This window comes from Pseudomonas sp. BIC9C, from assembly GCF_034541995.1.
GTDB lineage: Bacteria > Pseudomonadota > Gammaproteobacteria > Pseudomonadales > Pseudomonadaceae > Aquipseudomonas > Aquipseudomonas fluorescens_CC.
The window spans coordinates 596,160-612,822 of the sequence record NZ_JAWDGM010000004.1 but is presented as its reverse complement, the minus strand read 5'-3'; the positions used below and the strand labels follow the sequence as shown (position 1 = coordinate 612,822).

The window sequence follows — 16,663 nt, the reverse complement described above, 5'->3', positions numbered from 1 at the left end:
GGGAGCGGGCTTGCCCGCGATGGCGGCGACACATTCAACATTGATGCCGGCAGACAGTCCGATATCGCTGGCAAGCCAGCTCCCACAGGGGGTTGGGTTTCTGCCGATGGAATGCAGATTCATATCGATCGCCCCGGTTCGCGGTTGATGAGTTGCCCGGCTTCCAGCAACGTCGAGCAGGCCCGCACCCGGCGGCCATCGCCCAGGCGCACCCAGCAGTCCTGGCAGGCGCCCATCAGGCAGAAGCCGGCGCGGGGTTCGGCGCTGAAGTCGCTGCCGCGCAGGTGATCGCTGCAGGTCAGCACCGCCGTCAGCACGGTATCGCCGAGCAATCCGCTGGCCGGTTGGCCGTCGAGGGTAAAGTCCAGGACCGGGCGGTCGCCTTCGGCCAGTCGTTTCAGCAGAGCCATGGCGCCCTCATTGTTTGCCCACCAGAACCCGATCCAGGCCATACACCCGGTCGAGCAGAATCATGGTTAGCGCGGTCAGCGCGATGACCAGCGCCGACACCGCCGCCATCATCGGATCAATGGATTCGGTGGCGTAGACGTACATGCGTACCGGCAGGGTTTGCGTGGCCGGCGAGGTGACGAAGATCGACAGGGTGACTTCGTCGAAACTGTTGATGAACGCCAGCAGCCAGCCACCGGCGACCCCCGGCAAGATCATCGGCAAGGTGATTTGCCGGAACAGCGTGAAGCGACCGGCCCCCAGGGATTGCGCAGCGTGTTCGGCGCTGCGATCCAGGCCGATGGCCGAGGCCAGCACCAGGCGCAGTACATACGGGGTGATGACCAGCACATGGGCGAAGATCAGCCAGGCAAAGCTGCCGTTGACCCCCATCAGCGCAAACATACGCAGCAGTGCCACACCCAGTACCAGGTGCGGAATGATGATCGGCGACAGAAACAGCCCGTTGAAAAAATCCCGGCCAGGGAATTCGAAGCGAGTGATCGCCAGCGCCGCTGGCACCGCAATTAGCGTCGCCAGACTGGCCGCACTGAACGCCAGGATCAGGCTGTTGTAGAACGCATCGACAAAGTCGGCACGCTCGAACACCGCCCGGAACCAGCGCAGGGAAAACTCGGTGGTCGGCAGGCTCAGGGTGTTCTCCGGAGTGAAGGCCACCAGGCACACCACCACCAGCGGCGCGAGCATGAACAGCACCACAAGGGCATGAAACAGCAGGGCGAAAGGACCGTTCCTGGACATGACGAATTATCCCAATGACTTCTTGTAGCGGCCTTCGATCATGCGGTTCCACGACAGCATGATCAGCAGGTTGATGAGCAGCAGGGCCACGGCGATGGTCGCGCCCATGGGCCAGTTGAGTTCCGACAGGTACTGGTCGTAGATCAGCGTGGCGACCATCTTCAGGCGGCGTCCGCCGAGCAGGCCGGGAATGGCGAAGGAACTGGCGGCGAGGCCGAACACGATCAGGGTGCCGGACAGGATGCCGGGCATGACCTGTGGCAATACCACCTGGCGAATCACCGTGAAGTGGCCGGCGCCCAGCGACAGCGCAGCTTGCTCGGCGGCGGGGTCGAGTTTCTGCAACGAGGTCCAGACCGGAATGATCATGAACGGCAGCATCACGTGAACCAGCGCTATCACCACGGCGAATGGCGTGTAGAGCAGCTTCATCGGCGAACCGCCGAGGGTTTGCAGGACCTGGTTGACCAGGCCATCGGCGCCGAGCAGCAGGCTCCAGCCGAAGGCACGCACCACCACAGAAATCAGCAGCGGGGTGAGGATCAGGATCAGGAAGATCGAGCGCCATGGCGTGCCCATACGGCTGAGGATGTAAGCCTCGGGCACCCCGATCAGCACGCAGAGCAGGGTGGTCAGCGCGCTGATCCATAGAGTGCGCAGGAAGATTTCGTAGAAGTACGGATCACCCAGAAGGTTGCCGTAGTGATCGACGGTGTAGGCGTCGCCCTTGATCCCCGAGCCGTAGTCGAAGACGTTGAACGACAACAGCAGCGTCAGCATCAGCGGGATCACCAGCAGGCTGACATACAACGCCAGGGCGGGTGCCGACAGCAGGTAACCCTGTCGGCCCTGGCGAATGGCGGCGAGTGCACTCATGCCGACACCTCGTCGACACTCAGCACCCGCAACAGCGCCGCGTCCCAGTCCAGGCCGACCGCCGTGCCTTCGCTCAGTGGCGCTGAGCCGTCATTGCGACGCACCACGCAGAGTTCGCCCAGGGTCGTGGAAACACCGTACAGCCATTGGCTGCCGAGGAAGAAGCGGCTGCTGACCTTGCCTTGCAGGCGACCGTGGCCTGCATCGCGCAGATCGATTTTTTCCGGACGCAGGCTCAGGGTCAGGTCGCCATCGCCACGTCCGCACACCTGAACCACACCGGCCGTGTCGCGTTCACCGGGCAGCAGGTTGGCTTTGCCGACGAACCCGGAAATGAACTCGGTACGCGGGTGTTCGTAGAGGGTGTAGGGCGCGTCGATCTGGGTGATGCGCCCGGCCTGCATCACCACCACGCGGTCGCTGATCGACAGGGCTTCGGACTGGTCGTGGGTGACCATCAGCGTGGTAATGCCGACTTCGCGCTGGATGCGGCGGATCTCGAATTGCATCTCTTCGCGCAGATTGGCGTCGAGGTTGGACAGCGGTTCATCGAGCAGCAGCACCGGCGGCTGGATCACCAATGCCCGGGCCAGGGCGACACGCTGGCGCTGGCCGCCGGACAGTTCCCGTGGATAACGCTCGGCATGCTGATGTAGGCGCACCAGCTTGAGCACCCGCTCGACCCGTTGCTGGATCTCGCCGTTCGGTACCTTGCGCATGCGCAGGCCGAAAGCGACGTTGTCCTTGACGGTCATGTGCGGGAACAGCGCGTAACTCTGGAACACCACGCCCAGGCCACGACTGGCGGGCTTGGCATGGGTGATGTCCCGACCGTCCAGGACGATGCGCCCGCTGGTGACTTCGACGAAGCCGGCGATCATTTGCAGGGTGGTGGTCTTACCGCATCCGGAGGGGCCGAGCAGGGAAACGAATTCGCCTTTCTCCACCGAGAGGTCAGTGGCCACTACGGCGTCGATTTCACCGTAGCGTTTGCCGAGTTTTTCAAGTTGCACAAAAGCCATGAGTGCGCCTCCACCTGAGATTGTTATGCGTTGCCCGAAGGCGCGCTTTCTTGTATGGGCAGATACGAAAAAATGTTGCCGGGGTGCGTTGGTGCTCGACTTGAGTCGGCTGCCGCTGTTGTTCGAATCGCCCCTGTCTGGACGCAGATTAGGACGAAGACTAGGATGGGCTCAATGGCCAATTTCACTGAGGAGATGACTATTTTCAGTTTCATTCAGTGAGTAAATTAATTGTCGAGAATATCCATGTCAGATTCCAATGAGCGGAATGAAATAAAAAATGAAGTCGGAGTCGGCGCCGTCTCAAGACTGTTTGCGGTGCTGCGGGCGTTGGGCGATACGGTCGAGGGCGGTGAACGGGTGACGCAACTGGCCCAGCACATCGGCTTGTCGCAGCCGACGACTCATCGTTTGCTGCGCAGCCTGATGGACGAGGGCATGGTCGAGCAGGATGCGCGCAGCAAACGCTATCGCCTGAGCCTGGACTTTTTCGCCCTGGCCGCTCGCGCGGGCAACAGCGGCAACCTGCGCGAACTGGTGCGTCCGGCCTTGCTGCGGCTATCGGCGTCGCTGGGCGATTCATTGTTCCTGCTGGCGCGCAGCGGCTTCGATGCGATCTGCCTGGACCGCAGCGAAGGGCCGTTTCCGATACGTACCTTCACTGGCGACATCGGCGGACGCGTGGCCTTGGGCGTGGGGCAAGGCAGCCTGGCGATTCTCGCGTTCCTGCCGGAAGAGGAGCGCGACACGGTGATCCACTACAACTTGCCGCGGCTCAAGGACTTCCATCTGTATGACGAGGTGTTCCTGCGTTCGGAGGTCGAGAACGTGCGCAAGCTCGGTTACGCCGGGCGCAACACCGGCGTGCTGCAGGGCATGGCCGGGGTGGCGGTACCGATTCTCGATCGTGAGGGCCGGGCGGTGGCGGCATTGAGTGTGGCGACCGTGAGTGACCGCCTGGGGCCTGATCGCTTGCCGACGGTGGTGGAGATGCTCAAGCGCGAAGCGGCATTGATCGGGCCGAGGATCAATCCGTTTGATCCGTTGCTGCGGCGGCCTTCGCAGGTGTTTGGCCAAGGTTGACCACAATCTCTGAGCATCACTGAACCCTGTGGGAGCGGGCTTGCCCGCGATTGCGGTGTGCCAGGCAACATAAATGGCGACTGACACTCTGTCATCGCGGGCAAGCCCGCTCCCACAGGGGATAGTGTGGTCAGAAGTTCACGGTCTGCCGGAGCATCTGCGCCGCGGGTGTATCCGCCGGGCTGACCATCGCATAGTTGTAGCCGCCCCCCGACCAATACTCGGCCTGCAACCCGCCATCGCTGCGACTGCCTCTGGGCAGCAGGTAGTTTTTCGGCCCCGGTGGACGCACGTAAAAACTGATCTTGTGCCCGCCCTGATCTTCATACACCACCATCGCCGCGGGCCCCTGTTCGGTGCTGAGCAGGCGTCCGCTCACCGGTTTGAACCCGGCGCCAGCCAGGTCCGGTAAGCGATTGGCCTGGGTGAAATAACGGTCGAGCCAACCCTGCATGTCGCCGTCGTCACCAGCCTTATAGTCGGCCGGCAACAGCCCCTGCTCGGCAATCAGACGGTAAGCCTGCATGGCATCGGCCATCGGTTGCGCGGCGCTGAGGAGGGTCATTTCCCGGGCCTGCCAGCCGCTGAACCCGCCAACGCTGACGGCAATCAGGAGCACCGCGGCGCTGGTCAGGTGGCGCCGGGATTGGCGTTTGAGGCGCTGGCGGATCAGCGCCGGATCGAGCTCCGGGTTGGCCGGTTGTTGCAAGGCGCCACTGAGGGCCGCTCGCAGTCGTTGGGCATCCTGTTGCCAGGCCCGTATCTGTGCCGCCGTGTCCGGATTGTTGGCGAGAAAGGTTTCCACCAGAAGCCGGTCGGAATCACTGAGTTGGTGGTCGACATAGGCGTGCAGGTCACGCTCGCTGGGGGGCATGCTGATCATTTGAGTCTCCGCAGGGAGGGGCGGTTGATTTCGCCATCGCTGAGTTGGCGCAGGGCCTGGCGAGCCCGGGACAGGCGGGACATCACGGTGCCGATGGGGACGTCGAGAACCTCGGCGACCTCTTTGTAACTCAAGCCTTCCACCGACACCCAGAGCAGCAGCGCGCGTTGCTCCGTGGGCAGTTGATCGAAGGCGTTGAGGGTGGATTGTGCCATCACGGTGCGTTCCACCGAGGGCTGGGTATCGTCACGCCCGGTGAAGAATTCGAGCATGCGCGCATAACGCCGGGAACGGCGGTGCGCATCGAGAAACTGCCGATAGAGAATCGAAAACAGCCAGGCGCGCAAGTCGCCCTCGGCGCGTTTGCCACCCCAACTCGACAGCGCCCGCTCCAGGCTCGCCTGCACCAGGTCGTCAGCGCTGCTGGTGTTGCGCGTCAACGACACAGCGAACCGCCGCAATCGGGGAATGATTTCTCTCAGTTGTTCGTCGATATCATTCATGAAGTTCTGACTAGTCACTACGCTTGGGACTAGGAAGACGCCCCGTGCCGGAGGTTATTCCACCCTTGAAAAAATAAATACCGCGCATGGGAATAATCCTGTGTGGGGTTCGTCTGCTTGATTCTTCTCACTTGTGGCCGATGGCCCTGGAGTCTTTCATGGTAGATCGATCATCACCGCCAACCCGGCCACCCTTGAGTGCGGCGAGCCTGACGTTGCGTCTGGCTGGCATTGCCCTGGTCGTTGCCTCAGTGGCTGGGGCGTTTGCCTACGTCAACGGCACCTTTGACCCACAGCGCCTGACCCCGAAGAAACTGATCAACGTACTGGAAACCAACAACGGCATGCATCCGGGTTTCCGTCGCAACCATGCCAAAGGCGTGTGCGTGATCGGGCATTTCGAGAGCAGTGGCGAGGCACGCAGCTATTCCACCGCTCAGGTGTTCAATGAAGCGCGGACACCGGTGGTCGGGCGTTTTGCCTTGCCGGCCGGTAATCCCTATGCGCCTGACAGTGCCGTGCCGATCCGCAGCATGGCCTTGCGCTTCACTCAGGCCAACGGCCAGCAGTGGCGTACGGGGATGAACAGCATGCCGGTATTCCCGGTTGGCACGCCCGAGGCGTTCTATCAATTGCAAAAAGCCCAGTCGCCAGACCCGGCTACCGGCAAACCGGACCCCAAGGCGGTACCGGCATTTTTTGCTTCGCACCCGGAAGCCGCACCGTTCCTGGCCTGGATCAAAACCGCCAAGCCGTCGGCCAGTTACGTGACCGAAAACTACAACAGCGTCAATGCGTTCTACCTGGTCAACGCGGCTGGCCAGCGCCAGGCCGTGCGCTGGAACATGGTGCCGATGGCCCAGGACGCGCCAGGTGCCACGGCACCGGAAGGCAGTGATTTCCTGGAGAAAGACCTGGTCCAGCGCATCGCCGCTGGCCCCTTGCGCTGGCAGTTGAACATTACCCTGGCCAACCCCGGCGACCCGGTCAACGACGCCAGCAAGGCCTGGTCCGAAGGGCGTAAGGTGTTGAACGCTGGCACCCTGGTGCTGGAAAAGACTCAGCCGCAACTTAACGGTGAATGCCGTGACATCAACTACGACCCGCTGGTGTTGCCTGCCGGGATCGAAGGTTCCGACGACCCGTTGCTCGCCGCTCGTTCAGCCGGTTACGCCAATTCCTACCTGCGTCGCACCAGCGAAGTCAGCCAGTTGCCCGCCGCCAAACAGGAGGCCCTGCAATGAGCACCCAACCGAACCACTTCGCCCCGTTGGCGCGCCTGCTGCACTGGCTGATGGCGCTGATGATCATTGCCATGCTGTTTATCGGTGCCGGCATGGTCGCCTCGGTGTCCGAGCGGCATGAGTGGCTGATTCATCTGCACAAGCCCTTGGGCGTCGCGATCTTGCTGTTGGTGATCGTGCGGCTGGTGGTGCGCTTTTCCACCACGCAGCCACCGCTGCCGGCGGACCTGCCAGGTTGGCAGGCGCTGGCGGCCAAGGCGTCGCATGTCTTATTGTATGCGTTGATGCTGGTTTTGCCGCTGCTGGGTTGGGCGATGATTTCGGCGTCTGGTGAGCCGGTAATGCTCAGCAGTTCGTTGCAACTACCGTCGATTGTGCCGGCGAACCCGCAGGTGTTTGCCTTCCTGCGCAAGGCGCACGGGTATCTGGCGTATCTGCTGTTTCTGACTGTGTTGCTGCATTTGGCGGCGGCGCTGTTTCACGGCTGGGTGCGCCGCGATGAGGTGCTGGACAGCATGTTGCGGGGTAAGGATCGCGGTTGAAAGCTGCCGATCAATCATTGTGGCGAGGGGGGCAAGCCCCTCGCCACAGGTGGTCAGCGCAGGGTATCGACCATATCGGCCAGCGTGGTCAGCACATCCTTGCCCAACTGTTTCGAACGCTTGCCCGACCAACCGGTTTCCGCGTTCGGATGATCGTCGTGATCCTTGAACGGCATTTCCAGGGTCAGCGACAGACAGTCGTACTTCTGCCCGACGCTGTTGCAGGCCAGCGTCATGTTGGCTTTGCCCGGCTCGTCGCGGGTGTATCCGTATTTGGTCTGGAAGTCCTTGGTAGTGTGCTTCAGATGGCTGCGGAAGTGCTCCTCGAGCTTTTCGATCCGCGGCGTGTAACCGGGGTTGCCCTCGCAACCGGCGGTGAATACGTGGGGGATTTCCTCGTCACCATGGACGTCGAGGAACATGTCGACGCCATATTTTTCCATCTGTTTCTGTACGAACAGGACTTCCGGGCTGATTTCCTGGCTGGCGCTCTGCCAGGCGCGATTGAGGTCCTGGCCCATGGCGTTGGTGCGCAGGTGGCCGTGGAAAGCACCGTCCGGGTTCATGTTCGGCACCAGGTAGAGGTCGGCGCTGGCCAGCAGTTTATTCAGCACAGGGTCGTCGTGTTTTTCCAGGCGTTCGATCACGCCTTCCATGAACCACTCGGCCATGTGTTCGCCCGGATGTTGCTGGGCAATCATCCACACCTTGCGCCGGCCTTCGGCCCCGGTGCCTTTGCGCAATAACTGGATGTCGCGACCTTCGACACTTTTGCCGGTGGCCAGCAACTCAGTGCCAGCCTTGCTCAGTGCCTGCTCGATCAGCCAGTCGTGGCGGCCACGGCTGTAGGGTTCGAAGTAGGCGAACCAGGCGTGGGTCTGCTCGGCTTCGAGGCTGAAGCGCAGGCAGTCGCCTTCAAAAATGGTCGGAACGCGGAACCAGTTGACGTGATCATAGGACGCCACCGCCTGATAACCGGTCCAGGCCTTGTTATAGGAGGATTGGCTGGCATTGTTCAGGCGAAACCAGTGCTCCTGTCCGACATGCAGGCCGCTGGCCTTGAAGTGAAACCACTGGAAATGGGCACTGCGGGTGTCCGGACGAATGGCCAGAAGCGGTCTTAGCGGGTCGCTGATGTCGATGACTTGGATGTTGCCGCTGTCGAAGTTGGCACTGATGTCGAAAGAGGATTTGCCCACGGTCATAATCGAGTCCTGAATATGATTTTTATGGCGGCTACTTTACACGCAAGAGTGGGGTGAAACCGAGGGAAATTGCGGGGTGCAGAGGTGGGGGCGTCCTCCTTGACGCTGTCGCAGCTTAGAGGCTATGCGATTGATTCTCAAGTGCTATTTGTCGCTGGTTTGAACCAGTGATGGCGGGCTTCTCTTGCCAGGCGGCATTCTTTTGATATCATCCGCGCCATCGAATTTGCGACACCCAAAGACTTCATTAGCCTGAAGCCAAAAGCCAGAAAACTGGCAAAAAAAAGACCCGGCAAAAAGCCGGGTCAAAAACCGTGATTAGCCTGATGAGGAGATAGTCCAGGAGACCGACCTAAGGTCACCTGGTCCATCGACTGATCTCGCGACCAGTTGATGCAATAATAATCATTCTCGTTTGCAAGTCAAACGTTTTCACCTGTGCGGCAGGAAAGTTCTTTCCTGTCCTCTCGATTGGCCTTCTTGCCTCAACCGTTTTCATACTTCTCCAGCGATCGATCGACCATCGCCTTGGCCATGTCGATCATGTGCACCGTCGAAAACGCCAGGTCGCGGTTTGCGCCTTGCAGGTGACTGGCTGATTCATACGCGGTGGCGGCAGCACAGCGCAACAGGTCCAAGGCATGCACCAGCGCCTCTTCGCCGCTGATATTGCGGTTCACTTCAAAAAAGCTCAGCTCGGCCACTTCCTCCGAAATGGCGGGTTTCAAGTAATAGTCCAGCGCGCGTTGTGCCGCCGCTGAGCCCTGGGGCGAGGTGAGGGTGGTGTCGATTTGCATGTCCGACAGGTCATTGGCAGGTGGGTTCATGGTGATGGCAAGCTCCGTGTTGGATTCAGATCCGTGAATCGATCCTAACGACATGTGTCATCAAATTATAAATTGCGAAGTTGACATAGACAGCTGGTTTGTTAAATAAATTCATCGGTTTAATTTTTAGTGTCAGTAGATGACGAATTTATGTGCATTTATCGCATCTTAACTTGAATAAATATTAGCTATTCGCGCTATCGAATGGATACCAAGGCCGGTAGCTTCAATGAATTGGCATAAAGTATTGCTGTCGGTTATTCGAAATTATTTTACAAATGACTGCGATAAAAACTGCTCGAGACGGGCAGGTGTGTAGCGGACATTTTTCGTGGTCAGTTTGTCTGGGGCCTCGAAGCGGTGTTCACTGCATCGATAGCCAAGACATTGCCATCTTGGAGGCCCGCGTAAACGCATGGCAGTTTCAACTGCACCTCCGTACCAATTAGATCGATGATCACAGGGGCGAACGGAGCGCGACCTCAATACGGTCGATCGCATCCAGAACACTAGGCGCAGGCGCCGATCAAAGTCTTACAGCTGCAAGATGTCGTCGAACTGGACGGTGGCAAAAAGGCGCTTGTGCGGATTCTATAACGGTCGCATATAGATGAGTAACCAGTGATAGCCGATATAGTCCAGGACCCACAGGGCTTGGACTTGCTGTTGCTGTGTACCTAAGCCTTTTAGTTGCAGGAGACGTAGCAAGGCATTGGGTGATTTGGCAGGTTGTGAAAGTTGATGGGGGTATACGGTACGCCATGGCACCCTGCGGGGCATTTTCTGGGGTGAGAAATAACTAACCCCCTGGTGCGCAGTACAGGTCCAAGACCTGCCCGAGGCGTGGGGGCTATTCTTGGTGTCACCCTGGCACGGCCCTGCCGGATGATTAATTTGATTAATCCGCCCGGTTTAACGGGTTGTGCGCTGATCCTGCCCTGCTCTACAAGGATAGCAAGCCGGCAGGCACAGCCAGACATGCCTGTCGACCAAGGCCAGACGAAGGGATGCTGCTCGGCGGGGGCCATACAGACTCTCTGGCAGGATGTACGGAAAGATGCTGGACCTGGGGATAGATACGACTGAACTACGCTGCGCTGGTAATAGCTGCGGCCAGCCGTGGCATTTCCGTAAAAACCACAGCAGGTTTACCGGTAAGCTATTCAGACAGTCCATTGACCACTATTTCCACCAACCGTCGCAGCTATATCAAAAAGCGAAGCAGGCCGTTAATGCTAACCAATTCTGTGCTGTTGCAATTAATATTGCCGCCGACAGTTACTGGGTGGGAATTAAAATAGATGACGATTTATGCTTGGCTTACGTCCTCGCCCAGAAAGTGCGATGTCATACTAATGGCTGGTGTGTGAAAGGTGACTAATAGTTTTCGCTGTGAAAAGTTAAAGGTTAGACGATTGTTTTATGTTGTAATCACGTAAGTCGGGAGTCTTAGAGATGAGTGATTGTATTTTACAGTTCGAAATGTCTGCTGCGTAATAGAGTGATAGCCCGTCGGAACCGTTTTTTCTTCTGCAGTAGACTTTGCGAATGACGCCTAATCTAACGACCCTGTTTAGGGTGGCGTTGTTAAAGTTAGTTATTTTTTTAACCTCCGTTACCGAAATGTATTTTTTGGTATGTCGTAGTATTGAGCTAAGCGTTTTTCTGTCGTAAAATTTTTCTTTTAGAATTTTCGTTGGTATAAAGGTTTTGTTGTGCAAAAAGCGCCGACAAAAATCTGGGTAGCTTATATTTGCCAGGTCGGCAACTTCTCTATCGGTGAAATGACTTTTTCTCCATTTTTTTAATTCTGTTAATAATGGTTTCGACAGTTCAGGCGGGCCGGGGTGCAGAGTCTTTTTTTTGCCTCGAAGATAATACCTAGGATTCTTAAGAAGATATTTAACCATTGGCAGCTTTAGCTTTAATTCATTAGCAATGGTCCGCTCGTGCAATTTGGGTAGAGTTGATTGTATGTATTTGACGTACATCTTAGTTATTTGTTTGCGTGTTTTAAGTGTGATAGATGTCCGTAAATAAACTCTAGTTCCTATGCGGGGTAGCGGTGGAAGGTCTAAATGCTTAATGCCGAGAGTTGTTAGTATTCTGTGAAGGGCTCTAGCAGGAACATTTAGTGATAATGCTAGAGCGCTGCCACTAATGTAGAGGTCGTCAAACTTTTTAACATTAGTTTGTTCTATGAGTGTGCTATAATTATGTATTATGACTTTGCCAAAAAGGCCGCGCGCTATAAGTAATTTTATAGTTGGGGTTTGTAACTGAAGAGATAGTCTTATTTCACTGAGGCACAAGTAGTTTTCTCTGTCGAGGTTGCCATTTACGGGAGGGCGTTTTGCTTTACAATTGATAGATCGTAAAAAAACACACAGGTGTTTTGAAGTGTAGAAGAGAAAGCTGCCAATGTATTGTTTTTTGATTTTTCCTGAGTTTACAGCTTCGCTCAAATGGGTTCTAGATAAGGAAAGGAGGGGGCGGAGGTCGTTAGCCGTTAACCCGAAATTTGCACAACAATTTTGCGTTGCACACGGAGTGCTCCTCCATGAGTATTGAAGGACGAATTTTTGTGTTGTTGTCCGTATCCACTCGTCTTCAGATGATAGCCAAGGCGCAGCTATCGCTTGTGGGGGAAGCTGTCTATAGTTTAAGAGATCACTTGTCAGCAAGTCGTGCAGGCATTTTTTGCTTTTCAATCCAATATTTAACGCAGTGTCGAAAATGTCGGTTCGTCGGCCGCTTTTCAGATATCGAAATCTCAAGCAATTTAATGCAGCAAATGTTCGATTGAATGCGTCTTGATCCAGGCTGCGAAAAATTTTAAGCAGTGTTAAACCTGATTGGTCGTCACTTCGAATATCAGGGGACTGCCGCAAATCAAATCCGCATAGGCAGTGGCTGTCCAAAATGCTTTTCCAATTAAACGAACGTTCGCATATTGCGCATTTCGTTAAATAAGCTGTGCCATGGTAAGGGCATGATCCGAAACCATCGATGTCCTGAATGAATTTCAAATAGCCATCTTGAAGGCAACGTGGACAAAAAACCTGGGGTCGTCGAAGTGCCACCCAGGGCACCGCCATTCCTGCAATTAAGATATCAGCTCTGCACCCCAAGTGTGTTCGAAACTGCGAATAGAAACTTTCTTTTAGTCTCTCCTCAAGGCTATGAGATGCATCGCAGAGCAAGCTGCACAGAGGGCCGTCAGAGAGAACCAGTCTCAGTGGGCTGCTTATTCCCGGGATTTTTAGCGCTTTGGCCATTGTATTAACGCAGGAGAATCCGTTATGAAACGCGGTTCTCATGAGTATACTACTCGGGCTCTCCTCAAAATGCGGATTGGCCACAAAGCATAGAGAGTTCATGGTGAGTGCCTGCTTAATACGTTGTTTATTATGCGGGGGGCTAATGTGAACGCATTTCCTGTGAGTGGGAAATAGGGAGGGAAATCCAGTTCATCGAGGGCAGCAATACAATCATTTAGAGTTAAGGTGTTTTCTGCCTTTGTAAGAGAATGCTGAAAAATTTCGTATAATAATAAGCATAGAGAGTTCAGGTTTCCCCCGCTGTAGGCATAAAATATTTTAGCTGTCTGCACGTCAGTGATAACGATTTCCGCACGAAGATTGCCGATTTTGATCATTTCACCGAATAAAGCAGTTAGAACGGGGCGGAACTCTGAGTTAAACGAGAGATTATGTAGTTGTATTCGGTAGGGGTATCGCCTTGCCAGTTGGGGGTGATTGTCAACAATTGCCTCGCAGTTTGGGGTGCCTGCTAAGATGATTGGAATGAGAGTTTGATTTGTTAGATCCTTAACCCAATTGCACAGCATTTCTCGGGTTTTTTCAGCACCCTTTTCCAGCAGGTGTTGAAATTCATCCAGTACTATTACTTTGGTTCTGCAGGTTTTTAGTCTGGTTACTAGTCGGTAGTTAAGGGTTGCGGATTGGTATACACTTTCTATGCATCCCAGTTTTTCCAAGATTCCTAATGTTAAGCTCTTGATAGTGAAATGTGCAGGTATTGAACAGAGCAGTATAGGGGTGTATTGATATGCGCCATCCGTGTCGCAGATGTCGATAGGCTTGCCGATAATATTAACCAAGTGATTGCATAATGTTGTTTTTCCCGTGCCGGCGTCCCCTAGAAGCATCGCGCTGCTTGGTTCACCGCGAGTATTGGAAACGCTGATGCTATGCTGTATTTTTTTGATCGCTTTTTCGTACGCTGGATATAAAATGGTTGTGTTGGAAAGTGCTGCTAGTTTTTCTTCGATTAACTCATTCATGATGATTTTCCTTTTAGATGGATCACTGGAAAGGCTTCAGGACTCACTAGGCGGTCTGTGAGCGTCGCTTCTGCTGCGGATATTTCAATATCGGAGAGGGTAGGCGGTATCAGCAAGCTGCGTGTTTTCTTGACATGCTCTCTTCGGACAGCTTTCTTTTTTGAGCGCTTGCTCGAATTCCGTTTTTTATATCTGACCTTAACTCTGTTTTCCTCGCTATCCAGTTGGATTTCACGGTGGAGGTCCATTAACGCCTGCCGTGCATTAGCGTCAGAAAAAGCGAGGCGTTGCTCTATTAGTCTTTCTTGAACTAATTTGTGTTCGAAGAGCGTCAAATGATTTTGATAATTGGGGTCAGTGGCATAAGCTTCAAAAAGTTCTGCTGGACGGTCAGGGTGAGCAACCCACACTGTTGATAGATCAGAAGTGTCATAGTAGATCAGTGCTTTTTGCTTAGGTTTTAGACGGTGTGCTAACTCAGGAACTCCAGGCCCGGTCCAGCTTAAATTTAAATGCCGAACTCTGCCTTTGGCGAGTCTACGATAAGTAAGGCTTCGGCAGAGTGCATCCAAGTCGTCTTTGGAATAGCGTTCCGGCGGGAGCTGGTCAACCAAAGCTGACTCCCACGCCATACGGGGAGATTGGTTTATCCCTGTATGGTAAAACTCATGATAGACATTGCGGATCCATTGTGAAAAATGGTGATTCAATTGATCGATGGTAAGGCATGCTTTTTTTTCAGAATTATAACCAGCCCTTATTTCCCTGTTGGAGTAAGTAGTGCCCGGAATAGAGTGAATAAGACCGCTATTAAGTGTAGCGAAAAAACGTTCAACATGAGCTTTCACGTCTGGACAGCCCGGGGGCGCGTAGGTAATTTTGAAACCTAGTAATTCGGCAACGTTTTGAATAGTATGATTGGCTGTTTCTAGACCATTGTCTAACACAAGTTCCTCCATCCGGCCTCCAGGCTGATTGTCCGTAGAAATCTCTAGTGCCATTCGAAAAGCACGCAGCACTTTTTCCGCACACGGTGGTATAAATGATAGTTCCCATCCAATAATGCAGCGAGTTGATAACTCGATCAGCAAATACAGCCAGGGACGTCCCAAGTTGCATCCATTCTCATCAATTAGTTCTAAGTCCATCAGGTGCGAGTCACCTTGCACGACGGCAAGCAAAGTGTTGGATACCTCATGTTTAATCCCAAATTTATGGGCATCAGCGGCGAATTTATGGCCGTGATGCCGCAGGTCTAACAGATAGCGGTTTGTGGAATTGATGGCGCGGTGCACAGTGCTCAGTGAAGGCATATCAATTGGCGTGGTGGAGTGCGTCAAGCGGGTTCGATTTTCAATTTCGATATGAGATTGGATGAATATATATAGTGTTTTGATATTGGGGTGAGGACGCTTAAGGTAAACGGTATAAATGTAGTCTCTAATGATGGCGTGAGTCATGCTGCACAATTGTTTGCCACGGGGACGTGTGCTGGGCTTTTTTATTAAAGCCAGTGGGTTAAAATTAGATTCTTTGTATTGGCGGAACCAAGTGTAAAGGGACGTATAACAAGGTGGGGTGGGTTCACCATAGCTGGCAGCCAATACTTTCGATTCGGCGATAGTATCTAAATATGGCAGCGTGCCGTGGAATTTTTTTGCGAGGCCATGGATGTAGTGAACTTTTCTGCGCACTGACTGTGATTGGGGAGTCGTCAAATTTGTTAGGAGAGGAACAAGGGACTTATTAATAGGCGCGTGCTGGTGAAGAATCAGATCTCCCTTTGCCTGGAGTGCTTGAAATGTATCATGTGGCATGAATAGGTAGCGTTTGTTACTGATTGAACGAATTGCAATATAGTCTGGCTCGACGGAGATTACTTCATGGATGTCATGGTTCAGAGCATATTGGGCGCCCGGAGTGATGGGGGAGTCAACACTCATGATGATCTCCAAACCATAGCGTACTATTGAGAGTTAAGGTTTTATTCAGATCAATCCGAATGTATCCTTCCACGATGGCCTTTGCTATTGCCCTCATCGAGGGCGGGGCAGGTTGATTAAGCAGTTCTCTGAGTGTGAGTGAGGTTTTCTGGTTGATTTGCTGGAGCAAATACTCGTACTCGAGGAGATGTGTATGCAAGGAACGAAAGTACAGTGTCTGCAACGTGGTCTTCATGGGTTTTTGTTGTATCAGGTTGCCTTCGATTTTGACGAAGTTATAATTAAGTTTTTTTGCCAGTTTGTTAAATAACAGTAGTGTGTCTAGGTATTCGGAGGTGCAATAGCTGAGGCTGGGTTTTACCTCCGCAAAATAGTCAGTGTGGTCGTGAGTTCTCACAAAAAAGTCGGGAGTGTAGTGGATGACTTTTCCGGTTACCCAAAACTTAGTTGTTACAGGTTGCGGGAAATAACGTTTGACGTTGTTATCAAACTCTAGGCGAATACAATAGTCAGCCTCAAGACGGCTTTCACAAATAATTTGTATTTTATTTTTGTGCGATGGAAACAGCACAATGTGTTTGCCGAAGTGCGATCGACTGAAACTTCGGGTCGGCCCTCCGGCTTCTGGCGACCAAGCACGATTTAACATATGTCATCTCCATCCAAATGAATTACTTGGGCGCAGTTGTGGGCGGACTACAAAATCGTGGTGTGGCCAAGGTGCAAGCGGCTGGAAGTGGAGCGGATCACATACCAAGACATAGAGCGTTTGGAAATAAAAAATGTGAGTGTGATAGAGGTTTTCATGATTCGCCTTACTTTTTCAGTGGTAGGAAATCTAGAGAAACTCCACGGTACACCGAGCGGATTAAAAAAAATAAACCCCTAAAACACAATTAGGCACTTTAGCTATATGGCTCTAGAGCAGGCTTTACAGAGGGAGGACAGAACTAAGGCCGATCAATTATTGAAAAACACACACGGTACATACCGTTTTATCTACTAAGGCGTACACTG

15 protein-coding genes are annotated in these 16,663 nt (G+C 54.0%); 4 read left to right on the top strand and 11 right to left on the bottom strand.

Features of this window, described 5'->3' with window-relative positions:
- Nucleotides 1-119 precede the first annotated feature (119 nt).
- The 4 genes from RS887_RS20655 to RS887_RS20640 are packed head-to-tail and all read right to left on the bottom strand — an operon-like array spanning nt 120 to nt 3,110.
- Entirely contained in the window at nt 120-410 is a 291-nt protein-coding gene (locus RS887_RS20655; RefSeq protein ID WP_322616793.1) for a (2Fe-2S)-binding protein, read from the bottom strand.
- A gap of 7 nt (nt 411-417) precedes the next feature.
- A complete protein-coding gene (locus RS887_RS20650; protein WP_322616792.1) occupies nt 418-1,212 on the bottom strand; it encodes an ABC transporter permease in 795 nt (264 codons plus the stop codon).
- Between the two features lie 6 nt (nt 1,213-1,218).
- Nucleotides 1,219-2,088, bottom strand: coding sequence for an ABC transporter permease (locus RS887_RS20645; protein ID WP_322616791.1), 870 nt, complete (start codon nt 2,086-2,088; stop codon nt 1,219-1,221).
- The gene (locus tag RS887_RS20640) at nt 2,085-3,110 is read right to left on the bottom strand and encodes an ABC transporter ATP-binding protein (RefSeq protein WP_322616790.1); all 1,026 of its coding nucleotides are present in this window, start codon (nt 3,108-3,110) and stop codon (nt 2,085-2,087) included. Before RS887_RS20640 ends, RS887_RS20645 begins: the two co-directional genes overlap by 4 nt.
- Before the next feature lie 246 nt (nt 3,111-3,356).
- Between RS887_RS20640 and RS887_RS20635 the strand changes: the two genes are divergently transcribed.
- Nucleotides 3,357-4,193 (top strand): IclR family transcriptional regulator, encoded by an 837-nt coding sequence (locus tag RS887_RS20635; RefSeq protein WP_322616789.1) that lies wholly within the window; start codon nt 3,357-3,359, stop codon nt 4,191-4,193.
- 130 nt (nt 4,194-4,323) lie between these two features.
- On the opposite strand, the gene RS887_RS20630 is transcribed toward RS887_RS20635, so the two are convergent.
- Nucleotides 4,324-5,076 (bottom strand): anti-sigma factor, encoded by a 753-nt coding sequence (locus RS887_RS20630; protein WP_322616788.1) that lies wholly within the window; start codon nt 5,074-5,076, stop codon nt 4,324-4,326.
- On the bottom strand, nt 5,073-5,579 hold the full coding sequence (locus RS887_RS20625; RefSeq protein ID WP_322616787.1) for a sigma-70 family RNA polymerase sigma factor: 507 nt from the start codon (nt 5,577-5,579) through the stop codon (nt 5,073-5,075). Before RS887_RS20625 ends, RS887_RS20630 begins: the two co-directional genes overlap by 4 nt.
- Nucleotides 5,580-5,737: 158 nt before the next feature.
- On the opposite strand from RS887_RS20625, the gene RS887_RS20620 reads away from it, so the two are divergent.
- Both RS887_RS20620 and RS887_RS20615 read left to right on the top strand, forming a co-directional pair.
- On the top strand, nt 5,738-6,823 hold the full coding sequence (locus tag RS887_RS20620) for a catalase family peroxidase (protein WP_322616786.1): 1,086 nt from the start codon (nt 5,738-5,740) through the stop codon (nt 6,821-6,823).
- Nucleotides 6,820-7,365: a cytochrome b gene (locus RS887_RS20615; RefSeq protein ID WP_322616785.1), complete on the top strand. Its 546-nt coding sequence runs from the start codon at nt 6,820-6,822 to the stop codon at nt 7,363-7,365. Before RS887_RS20620 ends, RS887_RS20615 begins: the two co-directional genes overlap by 4 nt.
- A gap of 53 nt (nt 7,366-7,418) precedes the next feature.
- On the opposite strand, the gene RS887_RS20610 is transcribed toward RS887_RS20615, so the two are convergent.
- Both RS887_RS20610 and RS887_RS20605 read right to left on the bottom strand, forming a co-directional pair.
- Nucleotides 7,419-8,570 (bottom strand): M14-type cytosolic carboxypeptidase, encoded by a 1,152-nt coding sequence (locus tag RS887_RS20610; RefSeq protein WP_322616784.1) that lies wholly within the window; start codon nt 8,568-8,570, stop codon nt 7,419-7,421.
- 485 nt (nt 8,571-9,055) lie between these two features.
- Nucleotides 9,056-9,397 (bottom strand): DUF6124 family protein, encoded by a 342-nt coding sequence (locus tag RS887_RS20605; protein WP_322616783.1) that lies wholly within the window; start codon nt 9,395-9,397, stop codon nt 9,056-9,058.
- 2,560 nt (nt 9,398-11,957) lie between these two features.
- Between RS887_RS20605 and RS887_RS20600 the strand changes: the two genes are divergently transcribed.
- Nucleotides 11,958-12,203 (top strand): hypothetical protein, encoded by a 246-nt coding sequence (locus RS887_RS20600; protein ID WP_322616782.1) that lies wholly within the window; start codon nt 11,958-11,960, stop codon nt 12,201-12,203.
- Between the two features lie 570 nt (nt 12,204-12,773).
- Here RS887_RS20600 and RS887_RS20595 read toward each other — a convergent pair.
- From RS887_RS20595 to RS887_RS20585, 3 genes are read right to left on the bottom strand one after another with little or no spacing between them, the layout of a single operon-like run.
- A complete protein-coding gene (locus RS887_RS20595) occupies nt 12,774-13,703 on the bottom strand; it encodes a TniB family NTP-binding protein (protein WP_322616781.1) in 930 nt (309 codons plus the stop codon).
- Nucleotides 13,700-15,646, bottom strand: coding sequence for a hypothetical protein (locus RS887_RS20590; RefSeq protein WP_322616780.1), 1,947 nt, complete (start codon nt 15,644-15,646; stop codon nt 13,700-13,702). Before RS887_RS20590 ends, RS887_RS20595 begins: the two co-directional genes overlap by 4 nt.
- Nucleotides 15,636-16,295 carry a hypothetical protein gene (locus tag RS887_RS20585; RefSeq protein WP_322616779.1) on the bottom strand — a complete coding sequence of 220 codons (660 nt, stop codon included), beginning with the start codon at nt 16,293-16,295 and terminating at the stop codon, nt 15,636-15,638. Before RS887_RS20585 ends, RS887_RS20590 begins: the two co-directional genes overlap by 11 nt.
- Between the last annotated feature and the right edge of the window lie 368 nt (nt 16,296-16,663).

Excerpts from the sequence above, each read along its gene's own strand:
- RS887_RS20585 (WP_322616779.1), bottom strand. The coding sequence starts at position 16,295 with ATGTTAAATCGTGCTTGGTCGCCAGAAGCCGGAGGGCCGACCCGAAGT.
- RS887_RS20615 (WP_322616785.1), top strand. The coding sequence starts at position 6,820 with ATGAGCACCCAACCGAACCACTTCGCCCCGTTGGCGCGCCTGCTGCAC.
- RS887_RS20645 (WP_322616791.1), bottom strand. The coding sequence starts at position 2,088 with ATGAGTGCACTCGCCGCCATTCGCCAGGGCCGACAGGGTTACCTGCTG.
- RS887_RS20595 (WP_322616781.1), bottom strand. The coding sequence starts at position 13,703 with ATGAATGAGTTAATCGAAGAAAAACTAGCAGCACTTTCCAACACAACC.
- RS887_RS20655 (WP_322616793.1), bottom strand. The coding sequence starts at position 410 with ATGGCTCTGCTGAAACGACTGGCCGAAGGCGACCGCCCGGTCCTGGAC.
- RS887_RS20650 (WP_322616792.1), bottom strand. The coding sequence starts at position 1,212 with ATGTCCAGGAACGGTCCTTTCGCCCTGCTGTTTCATGCCCTTGTGGTG.
- RS887_RS20600 (WP_322616782.1), top strand. The coding sequence starts at position 11,958 with ATGAGTATTGAAGGACGAATTTTTGTGTTGTTGTCCGTATCCACTCGT.
- RS887_RS20625 (WP_322616787.1), bottom strand. The coding sequence starts at position 5,579 with ATGAATGATATCGACGAACAACTGAGAGAAATCATTCCCCGATTGCGG.
- RS887_RS20630 (WP_322616788.1), bottom strand. The coding sequence starts at position 5,076 with ATGATCAGCATGCCCCCCAGCGAGCGTGACCTGCACGCCTATGTCGAC.
- RS887_RS20605 (WP_322616783.1), bottom strand. The coding sequence starts at position 9,397 with ATGAACCCACCTGCCAATGACCTGTCGGACATGCAAATCGACACCACC.
- RS887_RS20610 (WP_322616784.1), bottom strand. The coding sequence starts at position 8,570 with ATGACCGTGGGCAAATCCTCTTTCGACATCAGTGCCAACTTCGACAGC.
- RS887_RS20590 (WP_322616780.1), bottom strand. The coding sequence starts at position 15,646 with ATGAGTGTTGACTCCCCCATCACTCCGGGCGCCCAATATGCTCTGAAC.
- RS887_RS20620 (WP_322616786.1), top strand. The coding sequence starts at position 5,738 with ATGGTAGATCGATCATCACCGCCAACCCGGCCACCCTTGAGTGCGGCG.
- RS887_RS20635 (WP_322616789.1), top strand. The coding sequence starts at position 3,357 with ATGTCAGATTCCAATGAGCGGAATGAAATAAAAAATGAAGTCGGAGTC.
- RS887_RS20640 (WP_322616790.1), bottom strand. The coding sequence starts at position 3,110 with ATGGCTTTTGTGCAACTTGAAAAACTCGGCAAACGCTACGGTGAAATC.